The organism is Geodermatophilus sp. SYSU D00758 (assembly GCF_054049955.1).
In genome coordinates this window covers 1-13,738 of the sequence record NZ_JBJGYK010000028.1, presented here as the reverse complement: position 1 = coordinate 13,738, position 13,738 = coordinate 1, and the positions used below count along the sequence as shown (strand labels likewise).

15 protein-coding genes are annotated in these 13,738 nt (G+C 76.3%); 6 read left to right on the top strand and 9 right to left on the bottom strand.

All coding sequences use genetic code 11. The features are described 5' to 3' along the window. Positions 1-59: 59 nt before the first annotated feature. The 4 genes from ACI8AC_RS18205 to ACI8AC_RS18190 form a co-directional block, all read right to left on the bottom strand. Complete coding sequence (locus ACI8AC_RS18205) at positions 60-1,112, bottom strand: class I SAM-dependent methyltransferase (RefSeq protein ID WP_456899242.1); 1,053 nt, start codon at positions 1,110-1,112, stop codon at positions 60-62. Beyond that, positions 1,109-2,008 (bottom strand): hypothetical protein, encoded by a 900-nt coding sequence (locus ACI8AC_RS18200; protein WP_456899241.1) that lies wholly within the window; start codon positions 2,006-2,008, stop codon positions 1,109-1,111. Before ACI8AC_RS18200 ends, ACI8AC_RS18205 begins: the two co-directional genes overlap by 4 nt. Then, the gene (locus tag ACI8AC_RS18195; RefSeq protein WP_456899240.1) at positions 2,005-3,195 is read right to left on the bottom strand and encodes an inositol-3-phosphate synthase; all 1,191 of its coding nucleotides are present in this window, start codon (positions 3,193-3,195) and stop codon (positions 2,005-2,007) included. The genes ACI8AC_RS18200 and ACI8AC_RS18195 overlap by 4 nt, the downstream gene beginning before the upstream one ends. 193 nt (positions 3,196-3,388) lie before the next feature. Further along, a complete protein-coding gene (locus tag ACI8AC_RS18190; RefSeq protein WP_456899239.1) occupies positions 3,389-3,841 on the bottom strand; it encodes a hypothetical protein in 453 nt (150 codons plus the stop codon). Positions 3,842-4,021: 180 nt separating this feature from the next. Here ACI8AC_RS18190 and ACI8AC_RS18185 point away from each other — a divergent pair, with 180 nt between their 5' ends. Genes ACI8AC_RS18185 through ACI8AC_RS18170 form a run of 4 tightly spaced genes read left to right on the top strand, consistent with a single transcriptional unit; the run spans position 4,022 to position 7,638 of the window. Continuing rightward, a complete protein-coding gene (locus ACI8AC_RS18185) occupies positions 4,022-4,924 on the top strand; it encodes an ABC transporter ATP-binding protein (RefSeq protein WP_456899238.1) in 903 nt (300 codons plus the stop codon). Further along, positions 4,921-5,757, top strand: a complete 837-nt coding sequence (locus ACI8AC_RS18180) for an ABC transporter permease (protein ID WP_456899237.1) — start codon at positions 4,921-4,923, stop codon at positions 5,755-5,757. The genes ACI8AC_RS18185 and ACI8AC_RS18180 overlap by 4 nt, the downstream gene beginning before the upstream one ends. After that, on the top strand, positions 5,754-6,989 hold the full coding sequence (locus tag ACI8AC_RS18175; RefSeq protein ID WP_456899236.1) for a sensor histidine kinase: 1,236 nt from the start codon (positions 5,754-5,756) through the stop codon (positions 6,987-6,989). Before ACI8AC_RS18180 ends, ACI8AC_RS18175 begins: the two co-directional genes overlap by 4 nt. Before the next feature lie 16 nt (positions 6,990-7,005). Continuing rightward, positions 7,006-7,638 carry a response regulator gene (locus ACI8AC_RS18170; protein ID WP_456899235.1) on the top strand — a complete coding sequence of 211 codons (633 nt, stop codon included), beginning with the start codon at positions 7,006-7,008 and terminating at the stop codon, positions 7,636-7,638. 22 nt (positions 7,639-7,660) lie between these two features. Here the strand turns inward: ACI8AC_RS18170 and ACI8AC_RS18165 are convergent, their stop codons facing one another. From ACI8AC_RS18165 to ACI8AC_RS18155, 3 genes are all read right to left on the bottom strand, one after another. Continuing rightward, positions 7,661-8,350: a class I SAM-dependent methyltransferase gene (locus ACI8AC_RS18165; RefSeq protein WP_456899234.1), complete on the bottom strand. Its 690-nt coding sequence runs from the start codon at positions 8,348-8,350 to the stop codon at positions 7,661-7,663. Between the two features lie 42 nt (positions 8,351-8,392). Then, entirely contained in the window at positions 8,393-8,968 is a 576-nt protein-coding gene (locus ACI8AC_RS18160) for a GrpB family protein (protein ID WP_456899233.1), read from the bottom strand. A gap of 69 nt (positions 8,969-9,037) precedes the next feature. Next, positions 9,038-10,057 carry an alpha/beta fold hydrolase gene (locus ACI8AC_RS18155; protein WP_456899232.1) on the bottom strand — a complete coding sequence of 340 codons (1,020 nt, stop codon included), beginning with the start codon at positions 10,055-10,057 and terminating at the stop codon, positions 9,038-9,040. A gap of 361 nt (positions 10,058-10,418) precedes the next feature. Here ACI8AC_RS18155 and ACI8AC_RS18150 point away from each other — a divergent pair, with 361 nt between their 5' ends. Both ACI8AC_RS18150 and ychF read left to right on the top strand, forming a co-directional pair. Then, positions 10,419-10,982 (top strand): HXXEE domain-containing protein, encoded by a 564-nt coding sequence (locus tag ACI8AC_RS18150; RefSeq protein WP_456899231.1) that lies wholly within the window; start codon positions 10,419-10,421, stop codon positions 10,980-10,982. Positions 10,983-11,398: 416 nt separating this feature from the next. Continuing rightward, positions 11,399-12,472: a redox-regulated ATPase YchF gene (gene ychF, locus ACI8AC_RS18145; protein WP_456899230.1), complete on the top strand. Its 1,074-nt coding sequence runs from the start codon at positions 11,399-11,401 to the stop codon at positions 12,470-12,472. Positions 12,473-12,492: 20 nt separating this feature from the next. Here the strand turns inward: ychF and ACI8AC_RS18140 are convergent, their stop codons facing one another. Further along, positions 12,493-12,735: a tyrosine-type recombinase/integrase gene (locus ACI8AC_RS18140; protein WP_456899229.1), complete on the bottom strand. Its 243-nt coding sequence runs from the start codon at positions 12,733-12,735 to the stop codon at positions 12,493-12,495. After that, positions 12,698-13,609 carry a tyrosine-type recombinase/integrase gene (locus ACI8AC_RS18135; protein WP_456899228.1) on the bottom strand — a complete coding sequence of 304 codons (912 nt, stop codon included), beginning with the start codon at positions 13,607-13,609 and terminating at the stop codon, positions 12,698-12,700. Before ACI8AC_RS18135 ends, ACI8AC_RS18140 begins: the two co-directional genes overlap by 38 nt. Positions 13,610-13,738 lie beyond the last annotated feature (129 nt).

The window sequence follows — 13,738 nt, the reverse complement described above, 5'->3', positions numbered from 1 at the left end:
ACGCCCGGAGGGGCGGACCCGTGGGAGACCCCGCGATCTCGACGGCAGTCGGGCGGAGGTCACCAGGCCTCCGGCAGGTCGACCAGCAGCCGGCGGCGGGCCGCGTCGGGCGGCAGCGGGTGCGGCCAGCGCTCGGGCAGGTACCCCGACCGCGGGCCGTACTCGGCGGCGTACCGGTCGCTGGGCCAGGTGCGCAACCCGTCGACGTAGAGCGGGTTGGGGCGCAGCGGGGGCAGCGGCTCGCCCAGGTCGACCGGTGCCGGCCGGCGCGGGTCGCCGGCGACGAGGGCCACCGCCTCGCTCCCGTGCAGGTCGGCCGGCGCCGCCGGGCGCGGCGGGCGGCGCTCGAGCAGCGCGCGGGTCAGCTCCCCGTCGTCGTAGAGGAGGTCCGCCCCGAGCAGCGCGGCGTAGCCCTCCGGGGTCGACGGCTCGCCGGCGGGGTCGGTGACGTGCGCGTGGCCGACCGCGACGGTGCCGCCGGGGCCGGCGAGCGCGTGCAGCGCGGCCGCGGCGGCCGGCTTGTCGCGCATGAAGTAGAAGGCGTCGGAGCACAGGACGTAGGCCGGCTGGGGCACGTCCAGGCCGGCCACCGCGGTGCCCGGCACGGTCAGCCCCGGGACGGCGGTGACGTCGGCGCACACGTACCGCGCACCCGGGCAGACGAAGCGGCGGGCGAGCCACAACTTGGCCCACACCACGTCGACGCCGACCAGCCCGGTGCAGCCGCGGCGGGCCAGCTCGCGCAGCTGGGTGCCGATGCCGCAGGCGACGTCGACCACCGGGCGCCGGCCGGGCCAGTGCTGCTGCAGCAGCGCCAGGCCGGCCAGGTGGGTGGGGTCCGACCAGCGGTGGGCGAAGTAGTCGGCCACCCGGCCCATGCCGAGCAGGTCCATGGCCTCCCGGAGGGTCCGCGCGGCCGGCACCCGGGCCAGCTGCTCCGGTGGCGGCGGGGGCTCGGTCCACCAGTCGTCGGCGTCGGCCAGCAGCAGCACCCGGGCGCGGGCGACCTCGCCGGCGGCGACCAGCCCGGCGACCTCGGCGCGGAGGTCCTCGCGGCCGGCCCGGACGAACGGGATGCCGTCGACGAGGGGGACGGGCGGGGCGAGGGTCACAGCCCCGCCGCCGCCAGCACCTCGAAGTGGAACCCCTGCACCGGCCCGGCGTGCACCAGCTCGAGCTCGTCGAGCGCCTGCTCGGCGGTGAACGCCACGGCGCGGGCGTGGTGGTGCACCTGCAGCACCCGGTCGAGGACGTCGGCGGCGTGGAAGGCCCGCGCCTCCGGGGTCCCGGCGTCCGCGCGCAGCGCCAGGACCTCCCGCAGCCGCCCGGCCAGCGGCCCGGGGAGGGCGGCCAGCTCCCGCTCCTCGAGCGTGGCCAGCACCCGCGGCAGGGCCCCGCCGAGCAGCACCTCGCCGGCGAACCCGGCGTCGGGCAGCGCGACGTTGTGCAGGTGGTGGGCCAGGCCGACCAGGAAGGGCGGCACCGGGTCGGCGCCGAACAGCGGCGCGGTGAGGACGCCGTAGACCGCCACGGTGAGGCAGTGGTCGCCGTGGCTCTCGGGCGGCTCGACCACGACCCGCGCCCGGCCGGGGGCGGTGGCCCCGGCCCGCGGCTGCCGGCTGAGCACCTCGGCCGGCGCCGCGGGCCCGGGCCGCGGGAGGTCCACCGCCAGGGCCGCGCGCAGGTCCGCGGCGAGGTCCGGGTCGAGCGGCCCGGCGACCTCGTCGAAGGACCGGCGCAGCACGGCGAGGGCCTCGGCGTCCCCGAGCCCCGCCGTCCGCAGCACCGCGCCGTCGATCCCGGCCAGCCGGGCGCGGGCCACCGCCGCCGCGGTCTCCGACCGCGCCACGACCGCCGGGTCCTCCCCGGCGACCAGGCGGCCCCAGGCGCGGCCGAAGGCCTGCTCGGCCAGGGAGCCGGGGCCGCCGGCGACCCGGACCCGTTTGGCGTCCCCGATCTCGGCCAGCAGCGGGCGCAGCTCCTCGAGGGGGGCCGGCCCGCCGCTCACCGGGAGGCGGGCGCGGCGGCGAGCCAGTCGAGCAGCGCGCGCTCCTGGCGGTGCAGCGCGTGCTCGGGGACCTCGCCGTCGGCGGTCATGGGCGCCTTGAAGAACCAGCCCAGCTGCTCCTGCACCCCGCCCTCGCCGCGCTGCTGGGCGAGGTCGGTGAGCCGCGCCAGCTCGATGGCCAGCGGGGCGGCGAGGATCGAGTCGCGGCACTGGAAGTCGACCTTGACCTGCATCCGCTGGCCGAGGAAGCCGACCAGGTCGATGGCGTCCCAGGCCTCCTTGGCGTCGCCGCGCGGCCGGTAGTAGTCGATGCGGACGACGTGGTCCTCGACCGGGTAGCCGAGGATCGAGTCGAGGACGCTGCCCTTGGTCTGCAGCTTGCTCGACAGGGAGTCGGGGTCGTCCAGGGCCAGGCCGTCGCGGTTGCCGAGGATGTTGGTGGAGTACCAGCCCTCGACGGTGAGCGCGCGGCTGCGGAAGGCCGGGGCCAGGACGGTCTTCATCATCGTCTGCCCGGTCTTGCCGTCCTTGCCCGCGACCGGCACGCCGCGGGCGGTGGCCAGCTCCAGCAGCGCCGGGACGTCGGCGGCCAGCGACGGCGTGAAGTTGACGTACCCGGCGCCCTCGCTGATCGCGGCGTGGGCGTACACCATCGCCGGGGTGATCGAGCGGTCGTCGGCGTCCAGCGCCGCCTCGAAGGCGGCCGCCGTCTGCAGCGCGGGGGCTGCGGGATCGGGCCAGCGCTCGGTGGAGGCCAGGTTGACCAGGACCAGCCCGTCGAGCCGCTGCTCCTCCCGGAAGCGCCGCAGGTCGGCGCGGACGGCGTCGGACTGGTCGCGGCGGGTCCGCGCCAGCACCACGTTGCCACCGGTCACGTTGTGGCAGAAGTCGGCGTCGCCGGCCGCCGGCCACGGGGTCAGCGCGGACAGCGCCGGGCCGGCCTGCTCGAGCTGCCGGTGGTCGAGGACGCCGTGCAGCTCCGCGGCCTTGCGCAGGTCCGCGCCGTCGAGGTCCCAGCCCCCGACCACCAGGTCGCCGTAGCCGGCCAGGCCGGTCGCGACCTCGACGGGCTCCCCGTCGACCTCCACCCCTGCCAGGGGCAGCCCGTCGGGGTCGACCGCGCCGAGCCGCAACAGCTCCAGCCCCGCCACGGCGGTCGTGGCGACCGCACCCCCCAGACCGACCACCGCGACGCCGACTCGACGGGACGTACCGGGCAACGCAACCTCCGCTGGTTGTGCTGGATCAGGTCTTGCACAACCGAGCGTGGCACAGGCCGGTGGGGTCCGCGCGGTGAGGCCGCGACCGGCCGCCGGTGGGCCTCGGCCTCATCGGCAGCCGGCCGCGCGGGAGCCCGCCGACCCGGGGAGGGGGCCCTGGTCAGCCCAGGGAGGCGGTGAGCGTGACCTCGTCCTCGGCGACGGTGGTGCACTCGAGGCTCAGCGGGCCCGCGGCGACGCTCTGCCCCTGGGTGCACGAGGCCTGGGTGCCGCCGACCTCGAGGCTGGCCTCGCCGTTCTGGACGCCGTTGAACGCGATCTGGGTGCCCAGCACGTCGACCTGGGCGCCCTGCCCGGTCAGGGTGACCGAGCAGGAGGTGCCGGAGCAGTCGACGTTGGAGGCGGCCTCCTCCGCGGCCGAGCTCGCCGCGGAGCCCGCCGACTCCGCGGCGGACTGGGCCGCCTCGCCGGCGGACTCGGCGGCGGTGGCGGCGCTCTCGACGGCCGAGGTCGCGTCGTCCGCGGTCTCACCGGAGCACCCGGACAGGGTGGCGACGGCGAGACCGCCGGCGAGCAGGCCGGCGGCCACCCTGGGACTCGGTGTCGATGTCATGTATCGAGGCTAGGGTGACCCGGATCACGGCGCGTGCTGGGCGGCGAGGTGTCATCCGGGCGTCATGCGGCGGCAGCCGGTCGGTCGGACGACGGGCCGGCGTCGTCCACCGACCGGTGGACGACGGACCGGCCGGTCGGCCGTCCCGCGCGGGCCGCAGCCGGCGGCAGGCTCGTCGCCATGACAGCGATCCAGCCGGCGCCGGCTCCTCCGGGGACCGCGCCCGACGAGCCGGCCGTGCGGGTGCGCGGCCTGGTCAAGCGGTACGGGGGGCGGGCCGTCGTCGACGGCGTCGACCTCGAGGTGCGGCGCGGGGAGGTCTTCGCGCTGCTGGGCCCGAACGGGGCGGGCAAGACGACGACGGTGGAGGTCCTCGAGGGCGTCCGCCGGCGCGACGCCGGGGAGGTCGCCGTCCTGGGCCGGGACCCCGCCACCGGCGGCCGCGCGTGGCGGGGCCGGATCGGCGTGGTCGGCCAGACCACGGGGGCGGGCAACGCGCTGACCGTCCGGGAGACCCTCGACCACTACGCGCGCTACCACGCCACCCCGGTGCCCACCGCGGAGCTGCTGGTCGACGTCGGCCTGACCGAGGCCGCCGGCCGGCGGGGGGACAAGCTCTCCGGCGGCCAGCGCCGCCGGCTGGAGGTGGCCCTCGGGGTGCAGGGGCGCCCGGAGCTGCTCTTCCTGGACGAGCCCACCACCGGCATGGACCCGGTCGCCCGGCGCGCGTTCTGGGGCCTGGTCGAGGGGCTGCGCGACCGCGGCACCACGGTCCTGCTCACCACCCACTACCTCGACGAGGCCGCGCACCTGGCCGACCGGGTCGGCGTCATCACCGCCGGCCGGCTGGTCGAGGTGGCCGCGCCCACCGAGCTGGGCGGGGACCTGCGGCGGGTCGCGACCGTGCGCTGGACCGAGGGCGGCGCGACCCGCGAGGTCGGGACGACCGCCCCGTCGGCGCTGCTGCGCGACCTGCTCGCCGCCACCCCGGCCGGTGAGGTGCCCGGCCTGACCGTCACCCGTCCCGGCCTGGAGGACGTCTACCTCCGGCTGGTCGCCACCCCGGAGGGGGAGCCCCGATGACCGCCCCGACCCTGCCCCGCCCGGCCGCGACCCGGCCCGCGCCGCCCTCGGCGGCGGCCGTCGGCCTGGCCCGGATCGGCCTGGAGCTGCGGCTGTTCACCCGCGACGCCGGCCAGGTCGTGTTCTCCTTCGCCTACCCGGTGATCATGATGGTGATCTTCGGCTCCGTCTTCGGGGACGACGAGGTGCTGCCCGGGGTGGGGTTCCCGCAGTACTTCCTCGCCGGCATCGCCGCCACCGGCGTGATGCTGACCAGCTTCCAGGCGGTCGGCACCGCGGTCACCGAGGAGCGCGACCGCGGCGACCTGGCCCGGCTGCAGACCCTCGGCACCCCGGCGCTGTCCTACGCGATCGGCAAGGCCGGGCAGGTCGTGCTCACCACCGTCGTCCAGCTGGCCGTGCTGCTCACCGTGGCCCGGCTGGTCTACGACGTCCCGCTGCCCACCGAGGCCGGCCGCTGGCTGACGTTCGCCTGGGTGGTCGTGCTGGGCATCCTGGCCGGCACCGTGCTCGGCATCGCGGTCGCGGGCGTCATCGGCAGCGCCCGGTCGGCGGGCGCCGGCATCCCCGCCTTCGCGGTGGTGCTGCAGTTCATCTCCGGGGTGTTCTTCCTCGACTCCGACCTGCCCGGCTGGATGGACCAGGTGGCCGCGCTGTTCCCGCTCAAGTGGATGGTCCAGGGCATGCGATCGGTCTTCCTGCCCGACTCCGCCGCCGTCGCCGAGCAGGCTGGGTCGTGGGAGCACGGGACCACTGCCCTCGTGCTGGCCGCATGGGTGATCATCGGCGCCGTGGTGTGCGCCCGGACCTTCCGCTGGCGGCGCGGGACGTGACCCGCGGTCGCTGGTGGGCCGCCGTCCTCGTCCCCGAGCCGGGTGAGGAGGACGGCGGCTTCCCGCTGTCCGAGCGCGGGTGGCGGGCCACCGTGGCCGGGATGCACGTGATCTCCGCGGCGGTCTGGACCCTCGCGGTGGTCTCGGCGGTCGCCCGGCCCGAGGGCGTGCGACCGCTGGTCCTCGCCGTCCTCGCAGTGCTGGCCGCGGCCTACGCCCTGGCGGGTGCGCCGGCGATCGCGGCCGGCGGGCTACGGCTGCGAAGCCCGGTCTACCTCACCGTGCTGGTCGCCGGCTTCGCGGTGCTCGGCTTCGCCGACCCGACGATGTTCTTCCTGCTGTTCCTGGCCTACCCGCAGGTGTGGTTCGTGGTCGGCGGGACGACGACCGGGATCGCCTGGACGGTGCTGCTGGCGGTGGCCAGCGCGATCGGCCCGGTGGCGAGGGCCGCCTCGGGGGACGCCGCGCAGGAGGCCCTGGTCTCCGCCGGGATCAGCCTCCTGTTCAGCCTCGCGCTCGGCCTGTGGGTGAGTCGGGTGCTGCACCAGAGCGAGCAGCGGGCCCAGCTGATCGACCAGCTGGAGCGCACCCGCGCGGAGCTGGCCGCGGCCGAGCACGAGCGCGGGGTGCTGGCCGAGCGGGAGCGGCTGGCCCGCGAGGTGCACGACACCCTGGCCCAGGGCTACACGAGCATCGTCGTGCTGGCGCAGACGGCGGCCGCCCAGCTGGACCGCGATCCGGCCGCCGCGCGGGAGCGGCTGGCGGTCATCGAGGAGGTGGCGCGCGACAACCTGGCCGAGGCGCGCGCGGTGGTGGCCGCGCTCCGGCCGGTGGGGCTGGAGGAGTCGACCCTGGTGGAGGCGCTGCAGCGGCTGGCCGAGCGGTTCGGCCGCGAGACCGGCCTCGCCGTGCGCGTGGACACCGGCGCGCTGGGCACCGGGCCGGAGCTGCGCCGCGACGAGGAGGTCGTGCTGCTGCGGGGCGCCCAGGAGGCGCTGACCAACGTGCGCCGGCACGCGGAGGCGACCGCCGTGGTGGTCCGGCTGGTCCGGGTGGCCGGGCAGGTGTCGGTGCACGTCGAGGACGACGGCGTCGGCTTCGACCCCGCGGCCGCGCCCGGCGCCGGGCTGGAGGGGCTGCGCGGCCGGGTGGCGCAGGTCGGCGGGACGGTCGACGTCGCCTCCGCGCCCGGCGCGGGGACGCGGGTGACCGTGCGGGTGCCGGCGCCGTGATCACCGGAGCCGAGCCGTGATCAAGGTGCTCGTGGTGGACGACCACCCCGTGGTCCGCGGTGGCCTGGTCGGCTGGCTCGACGCGCAGGAGGACCTCACCGTCGTGGGCGAGGCCGGCGACGGGCAGGAGGCGCTGGCGCTGGTGGCCTCGCTCGAGCCGGACGTCGTCCTCATGGACCTGCGCATGCCGCGCATGGACGGCGTCACCGCGACCGAGCGCATCGGCGCGGCCCACCCCGCGGTGCGGGTGCTCGTGCTCACCACCTACGACACCGACGCCGACATCGTGCGGGCCGTCGGCGCCGGGGCGACCGGCTACCTGCTCAAGGACGCGCCGCTGCCACAGCTGGCCGACGCCGTCCGGGCCGCGGCGCGCGGGGAGACGGTGCTCGCACCGCCGGTGGCGGCCCGGCTGGTGTCGCACCTGCGCGCGCCCGCGCCCGAGGCGCCGACCGCGCGGGAGCTGGAGGTGCTGGCCGGGGTGGCCCGCGGGCTGACCAACGCCGAGATCGGGCGGGAGCTGTACATCGGCGAGGCGACGGTGAAGACCCACCTGCTGCGGGTGTTCGCCAAGCTCGGCGTCGACGACCGCACCCGCGCGGTCATGGTCGCCGTCGAGCGCGGCCTGCTGCCCCCGCCCGGAGCGTGACGCCGGCACGCCCCAGGGCTGCTCACCTCGTGAACCGGACCAGCACCTGCTCCCACAGCGGGTTGTAGGCCACGTAGTCGAACCCGCGGCCGGTGCGGTCGACGAACTCCGTGAACGCCCGGTGCTCGTGGCGCTCCCAGCCGGGGTAGTTGAAGTACTCGTCGAAGAGCAGGACGCTGCCCGCGACCAGGCGGTCCCCGGCCTCCCGGAGCACGGTCGCCGTCGAGCTGTAGAGGTCGGCGTCCAGGTGCGCGAAGGCGATCGGCCCCGGGTGGTCGGCGAGGAACCGCGGCAGCGTGTCCTCGAACAGCCCCGCGTGCAGCACGGCACCGGGCACCTCGGGCGGCTCGGCGGCGAAGGCGCCCCGCTCGAAGCCGGTGCGCCAGTCCTCGGGCAGCCCCTGGAACGAGTCGAAGCCGTGCACCGGTGCGCGGCGGGCCGCGATCCGGCGCAGGGTGTCCCCGCCGGCGACCCCGAACTCGAGGACGAGGCCATCGGCGGGGGCGAGGTCGAGCGCCAGGTCGAGGAGCCGGTGCTTGCCCTCCACGGGGGTGGCCCCGCCGACGGAGCGGGCGGTGGGCATGTGCTCCTCGACGAAGGCCGCCGTCCGCCGGAGGGCGGCCCGCTGGCGCTCGGCGTCGATGTCGGTCAGCGACGGGTCGTGCCCGGGGCCGAGGTGGTGCTCGACCCCGCCGTCCCCCTCCGCTGCCATGCCCCGACGGTAGCCAGCCCCCTGCCGGCGGAGGGGCGGGCCTCAGCGTCCGGTGCGCGAGGCACGGGCCCGTGCGAGGACCTCCTCGATCAGGTCCCCCTTGGCCTCGGCGTAGTAGTTGACGTCGGTCCACGGCTGCCGGGCCAGCTCCTCCTTGCGGGCCTGGTAGCGGGCCCGATCGGCCGGGTCGGCGCGCAGCCGGTCGCGGAAGAGCAGGCAGCGCTCGACCTCGGGGTCGTCGTCGGCCCAGACGTGCACGTTGGCGTCCGGACCGCGGGACTCGACCAGGCACCGGTGGCCGGGCTCGCGGATGTGCAGCGCGTACCCGGCGGCTTCCAGCCGCGCGACGACGTCCGGGTCCTCGGGGTCGGCGACGGCGACGAGGACGTCGACCCGGTCCTTGGCCCGCAGACCAGGGACGGACGTGGAACCGATGTGCTCGACCCGGCGGGCGTCCGCGCCGAGCGCCGCCCGGATCCGCGCCCGGTGCCCCTCGAAGCGCCGGGGCCAGTCGGGGTCGGGATCGACCAGGACGATCCGTTGGGGCACGGCCGGCCGGGGGCCGACCGTGACCCGGTCGAGGTGCTCGTCGGTGATCGGCTCGCGGTCTCCGGTCACGGGCAGCACCTCCGCCGGGACCCCACCCCTGCCGTGTCGGTCACGGCACCATCGTGCTCCGCCGGCCGGTCAGCCGGCCGCGGGCACCGCCCGGTCGACCAGCGCGAGCAGCCGCTCGCTGACCTCCGCGCGCCGCTCCAGCTGCACCATGTGCCCGACGCCGGGGTGCACGACCAGCTCGGCCCCGGGCAGCGCGTCGGCGATGACCCGGCTGTGGTCGGGCGGGCAGAGCAGGTCGCGGTCGCCGCCGACGACCAGCACCGGCAGGCCGGCCAGCGTCTTCAGCGCCCGGGCGCGGTCGTGCTCGGTGAAGGTGTGGAGGAAGGCGGCCACCGTCTCCGCCGAGCAGGCGCGGTGCACCTCCAGCGCGGCCGCGACGTCCTCGGGGTGGGCGTCCGGGCTGAAGATCAGCCGCATGTCGAACCCGCCGACGCGGCGGGGCCGGCCCGCCTGCTCGGCGCGCACCGCCCGCTCGTTGAGCAGGGGCAGGAGCCGCTGCACGACGCGGGCCACCGGCGCGGGCATGCCCCACGTCGCGGCGGCCAGGTCGCCGGAGCTCGTGGCGACGAAGGCCGCGGCGACGACCCGGTCGCCGAAGAGCTCGGGGCGCTGCTCGGCCAGCGCCATGAGCGTCATGCCGCCCATCGAGTGGCCGCCGAGCACGACCGGACCGGCCGGCGCGACCTCCTCGACGACCCGCGCCAAGTCGCGGCCGAGCTGCTCGATGGTGGCGCGGTCCCGCGGCGTCGGGCCGGAGGCGCCGTGGCCGCGGTGGTCGTAGGTGACGACACGCAGGTCCGGGCGTGCGGCGGTGAGGTCGCGGACCTGGCCGGCCCACAGCCGGGAGGACTGCACGTAGCCGTGCGCCAGGACGACGGTGGCCGACGGCTGCTCGGCGCCGAACACCTCGACGTGCAGGGGGACGCCGTCCTCGGTCAGCACGGTGCGGCTGCGCCCGTCCAGCGGCGGCTCGGGGGTGCGCGGGGGGACCGGGGTGGCGGTGTGGACCCGGCGGCGGCGGGCGAGGGCGGTGCCGGCGACGAGGCCGGCGGCGGTCAGGCCGGCAGCGGCCGCGGTGGAGGTGCGCACCGGGGGAGTCTGCCCCAGGGGTCCCGCGGGCCGTGGGCGCGGTCGCCGTCCGGTCCCCGCGCCGCCGGGAGCCGACCGCCGTCCCCCGCACCGGACACCCCGGCCGGCGAGGAGTCCGGTAGCGGGACATCGACCGCGCGCAGTTGCCGGGACCGGCCCGCGTCGACGGCCCTCCCGCGGACGACGGGCGGCCCCGGCGGTACCGCCCGGCACGCCTGGGAGGATCCGACGCGGCAGCGGATCCGACCCGCACCGCGCAGCCGACCGGCTGGATCGACCGGCTGAGGCGGACGCCGGCGTGGCCGCTGCCGCAGACCCGCCGGCCCAGGACGCCCCCCACCCCTGCCGAGGAGCCCGCACGATGAGCCCCCGCCGACCGCTGCGCCGCGATGCCTCCGGCCGCGTGCCCCCGGCGGTGACCTGGGGCCTCTTCGCCGCCTGGGCGGTGCACGACGCCGAGGAGCTGCTCACGATGGCCGGCTGGTCCGGCCGCGCCCGCCCCCGGCTCGAGCGGAACCTGCCGTGGGTGCCGCCCGCGGTCTGGCAGCGGATGGACGTGTCGCAGGAGCACGCGACCGCGGCCATCGGGGTCATGGCGTGCGTCATCGGCGCGGCCGCCGCCCGTGGCGCCCGGACCGGCGGGCGCAGCCCCTTCTTCCAGGCCGTGCTCGCCGGTTTCGGGGTGCACGCCGGTCCGCACGTGGCCTCGGCGCTGCTCACCCGGGGCTACACCCCCGGCGTGCTGACCGCGCCGACGGTGGTCGCGCCGTTCTCCCTGTGGGCCTGGCGCCGGCTGCGCCGCGCCGGTGTGCCGATCGCCCCGGTGCCGCCGGCAGCGGTCCTGCTGGGCCCCGCGGTGGTGGTCGGCGCCCACGTCGCCGCAGCCGGCCTGGTCCGGGCTCGTGCCGCCCGGCGGACCCGGTGACCCCGCCGGCGCCCGTGGACCGGGCCGCCGCCGCGGCGCTGGTCGCCCGCTTCGCCGCGGGGGGCCGGCGGCTACCCCGGATCGGCTCGCACCGGGTGGCCTGCGACGGAGCCGCCACCCCGCGTGCGGTGCTGCACACGGTCGACCTGCGCATCGGCCCCCTCGACAGCGTCGACGACGCGTTCCCGTACGAGGGTGAGGGCCACCGGACGCGGGAGCGCTGGCTGCGCGACCACACCCGCCACCAGCGCCGGATCTGCGCGGCCGAGGGGGCACGCGGACCGAGCAGCACGAGGTCGTCTTCGAGCGCTTCCGGCTCGTCCGGCCCCCGACGTCGCGGATCGACCGACGCAGCTCGGGGCGGCCCGGCCACGGAGCCGCGGCCGTCCCGGGCGCGCGCCGTACCCTGGACACCCGTGAGTCTCACCATCGGCATCGTCGGGCTGCCCAACGTCGGCAAGTCGACGCTGTTCAACGCGTTGACCAAGAACGACGTCCTGGCGGCGAACTACCCCTTCGCCACCATCGAGCCGAACGTCGGTGTCGTGGGGGTCCCCGACCCGCGGCTGGAGGAGCTGGCCCGGATCTTCGGCTCGCAGAAGATCATCCCCGCGACCGTCTCGTTCGTGGACATCGCCGGCATCGTGCGCGGCGCCAGCGAGGGGCAGGGGCTGGGCAACAAGTTCCTCGCCAACATCCGCGAGAGCGACGCCATCTGCCAGGTCATCCGGGTGTTCTCCGACCCGGACGTGGTGCACGTCGACGGCAAGGTCTCCCCGCGCGACGACATCGAGACGATCAACACCGAGCTGGTGCTGGCCGACCTGCAGACGCTCGAGAAGGCGGTCCCGCGGCTGGAGAAGGAGGCGCGCAAGGACAAGGAGCGCGCCGCCCTCCTCGCCGCGGCCCAGGAGGCCCGGAAGGTGCTCGACGAGGGGCGGACGCTGTTCTCCGCCGGCGTCGACCCCGCGCCCCTGCGCGAGCTGACCCTGCTCACGACCAAGCCGTTCCTCTACGTCTTCAACGTCGACGAGGAGGAGCTGTCCGACGAGTCGCTGGTCGCCGAGCTGCGCGAGCTGGTCGCGCCGGCCGAGGCGATCCTGCTCGACGCGAAGATCGAGTCCGAGCTCATCGAGCTGCCCGCCGACGAGGCCGCCGAGCTGCTGGCCGCCGTGGGCCAGGACGAGCCGGGCCTGGACCAGCTGGCCTCCGTCGGGTTCCGCACCCTCGGGCTGCAGACCTACCTGACCGCCGGCCCCAAGGAGGCCCGCGCCTGGACCATCCCGGTGGGCGCGACCGCCCCGCAGGCGGCCGGGGTCATCCACACCGACTTCCAGCGCGGCTTCATCAAGGCCGAGATCGTCTCCTACGACCAGCTGGTGGAGGCCGGATCGATGCAGGAGGCCCGGTCCCGCGGCTGGGTGCGCATGGAGGGCAAGGACTACGTCATGCAGGACGGCGACGTCGTGGAGTTCCGCTTCAACGTGTAACTCCCTGTCATCCGCACAGGTCAGCCCTGTGCTGACTGCCGTGATGGCACCGTGATGGCGCACCAGGCTTCGTCGACCGCCCGCCGGGTGCGCTCCTCGGAGTCGGGCATCAGGTGTCCGTAGGTCTTCAGGACCAGCGTGGCGTTCTCGTGGCCGAGCCGTTCGGCGACAGCGACGACGGACTCGCCGGCTGCCAGGAGGACGCTGGCGTAGTGGTGCCGCAGGTCATGACTGGTGGTCCCGGCCGGCAGCCCGGCGCGCACTACGGCTCGGGCGAAGATCTGCGACCCGTAGTAGTCGTGCCTGTAGACGGCCCCGGTCTTCGTGGTGAACAGCGAACCGTCCACGCCCGGGGGGGAACTCCGCGATGTGCGCGGCCAGCTCGTCAGCGACGACCTGGGGGAGCGGGATTGTGCGCCGGGACCGCGGCGTCTTCGGCTCCGACCGCAGCTTCGCGCCCGGAGCGATCTGGAACTCGACCCGAGCGGTGCGCCGCAGGAAGTCGATGTCCTCGACCCGCAGCGCTAGCAGCTCGCCGATCCGCAACCCCAGCCCGGCCTGCGTCACCACCATCGCCCGGTTCCGGGTCGGCATCGCGTCAGCCAGCTCCTGCACCTGCGCCACGGTCAGCGGGACCACTCGCGCACGTTCGTGGCGGGGAAGTGCCACCCGAACCACGGGAGAGGACGCCGCCAGTCGATCGAGCACGGCACTCGCGTAAATCGAGCGCAGCAGCGACACAAGGTTGCGCAGGGTCGTCGGAGCGAGCACCTGCGCCCGATCCGACGCCCACGCCTGCACCTCCGACGGGCGCACCGCGGACAGCCGCCGGTCTCCGAGCCGCGTACCCGCGATGTGCTGCTCGATCAGGCTCGACACCCGCCGGGCAGTCGACGGCCGATGCGGACGGACTGCCGCCCACGTCCGTGCGTACTCGGCGACCGTGACACGGTGGCTGTGGTCGACGTACTGGCCCCGCAGCTTGTCCGCCTCGACAGTGGCCGCGAACCGATCCGCGTCGCCCTTCTTCCCGAACGTCTTTCGCCGTTGCCGGCCGTCCGGGTCGCGGAAGCGGACGTCGTAGACCTTCGCCTCGCGGCCGGCGCGGCGGGTCAACCGACTCTCAACGCTCGCCATGAGGGACTGCCCCCAGTCCGGTTGACTCGTTCCGGTAGGGGGTCAGGCCGCTGCTGCGGCGTGGGTGAGTGTCTCGTATTCGACCGGGGTCAGTCGGCCGAGGCGGCGCTGCCGGCGACGGCGGTGGTA

Bases quoted from the DNA above. Each gene is read 5' to 3' on its own strand.
- ACI8AC_RS18190 (WP_456899239.1), bottom strand. From the start codon at position 3,841: ATGACATCGACACCGAGTCCCAGGGTGGCCGCCGGCCTGCTCGCCGGC.
- ACI8AC_RS18185 (WP_456899238.1), top strand. From the start codon at position 4,022: ATGACAGCGATCCAGCCGGCGCCGGCTCCTCCGGGGACCGCGCCCGAC.
- ACI8AC_RS18180 (WP_456899237.1), top strand. From the start codon at position 4,921: ATGACCGCCCCGACCCTGCCCCGCCCGGCCGCGACCCGGCCCGCGCCG.
- ACI8AC_RS18165 (WP_456899234.1), bottom strand. From the start codon at position 8,350: ATGGCAGCGGAGGGGGACGGCGGGGTCGAGCACCACCTCGGCCCCGGG.
- ACI8AC_RS18150 (WP_456899231.1), top strand. From the start codon at position 10,419: ATGAGCCCCCGCCGACCGCTGCGCCGCGATGCCTCCGGCCGCGTGCCC.
- ACI8AC_RS18135 (WP_456899228.1), bottom strand. From the start codon at position 13,609: ATGGCGAGCGTTGAGAGTCGGTTGACCCGCCGCGCCGGCCGCGAGGCG.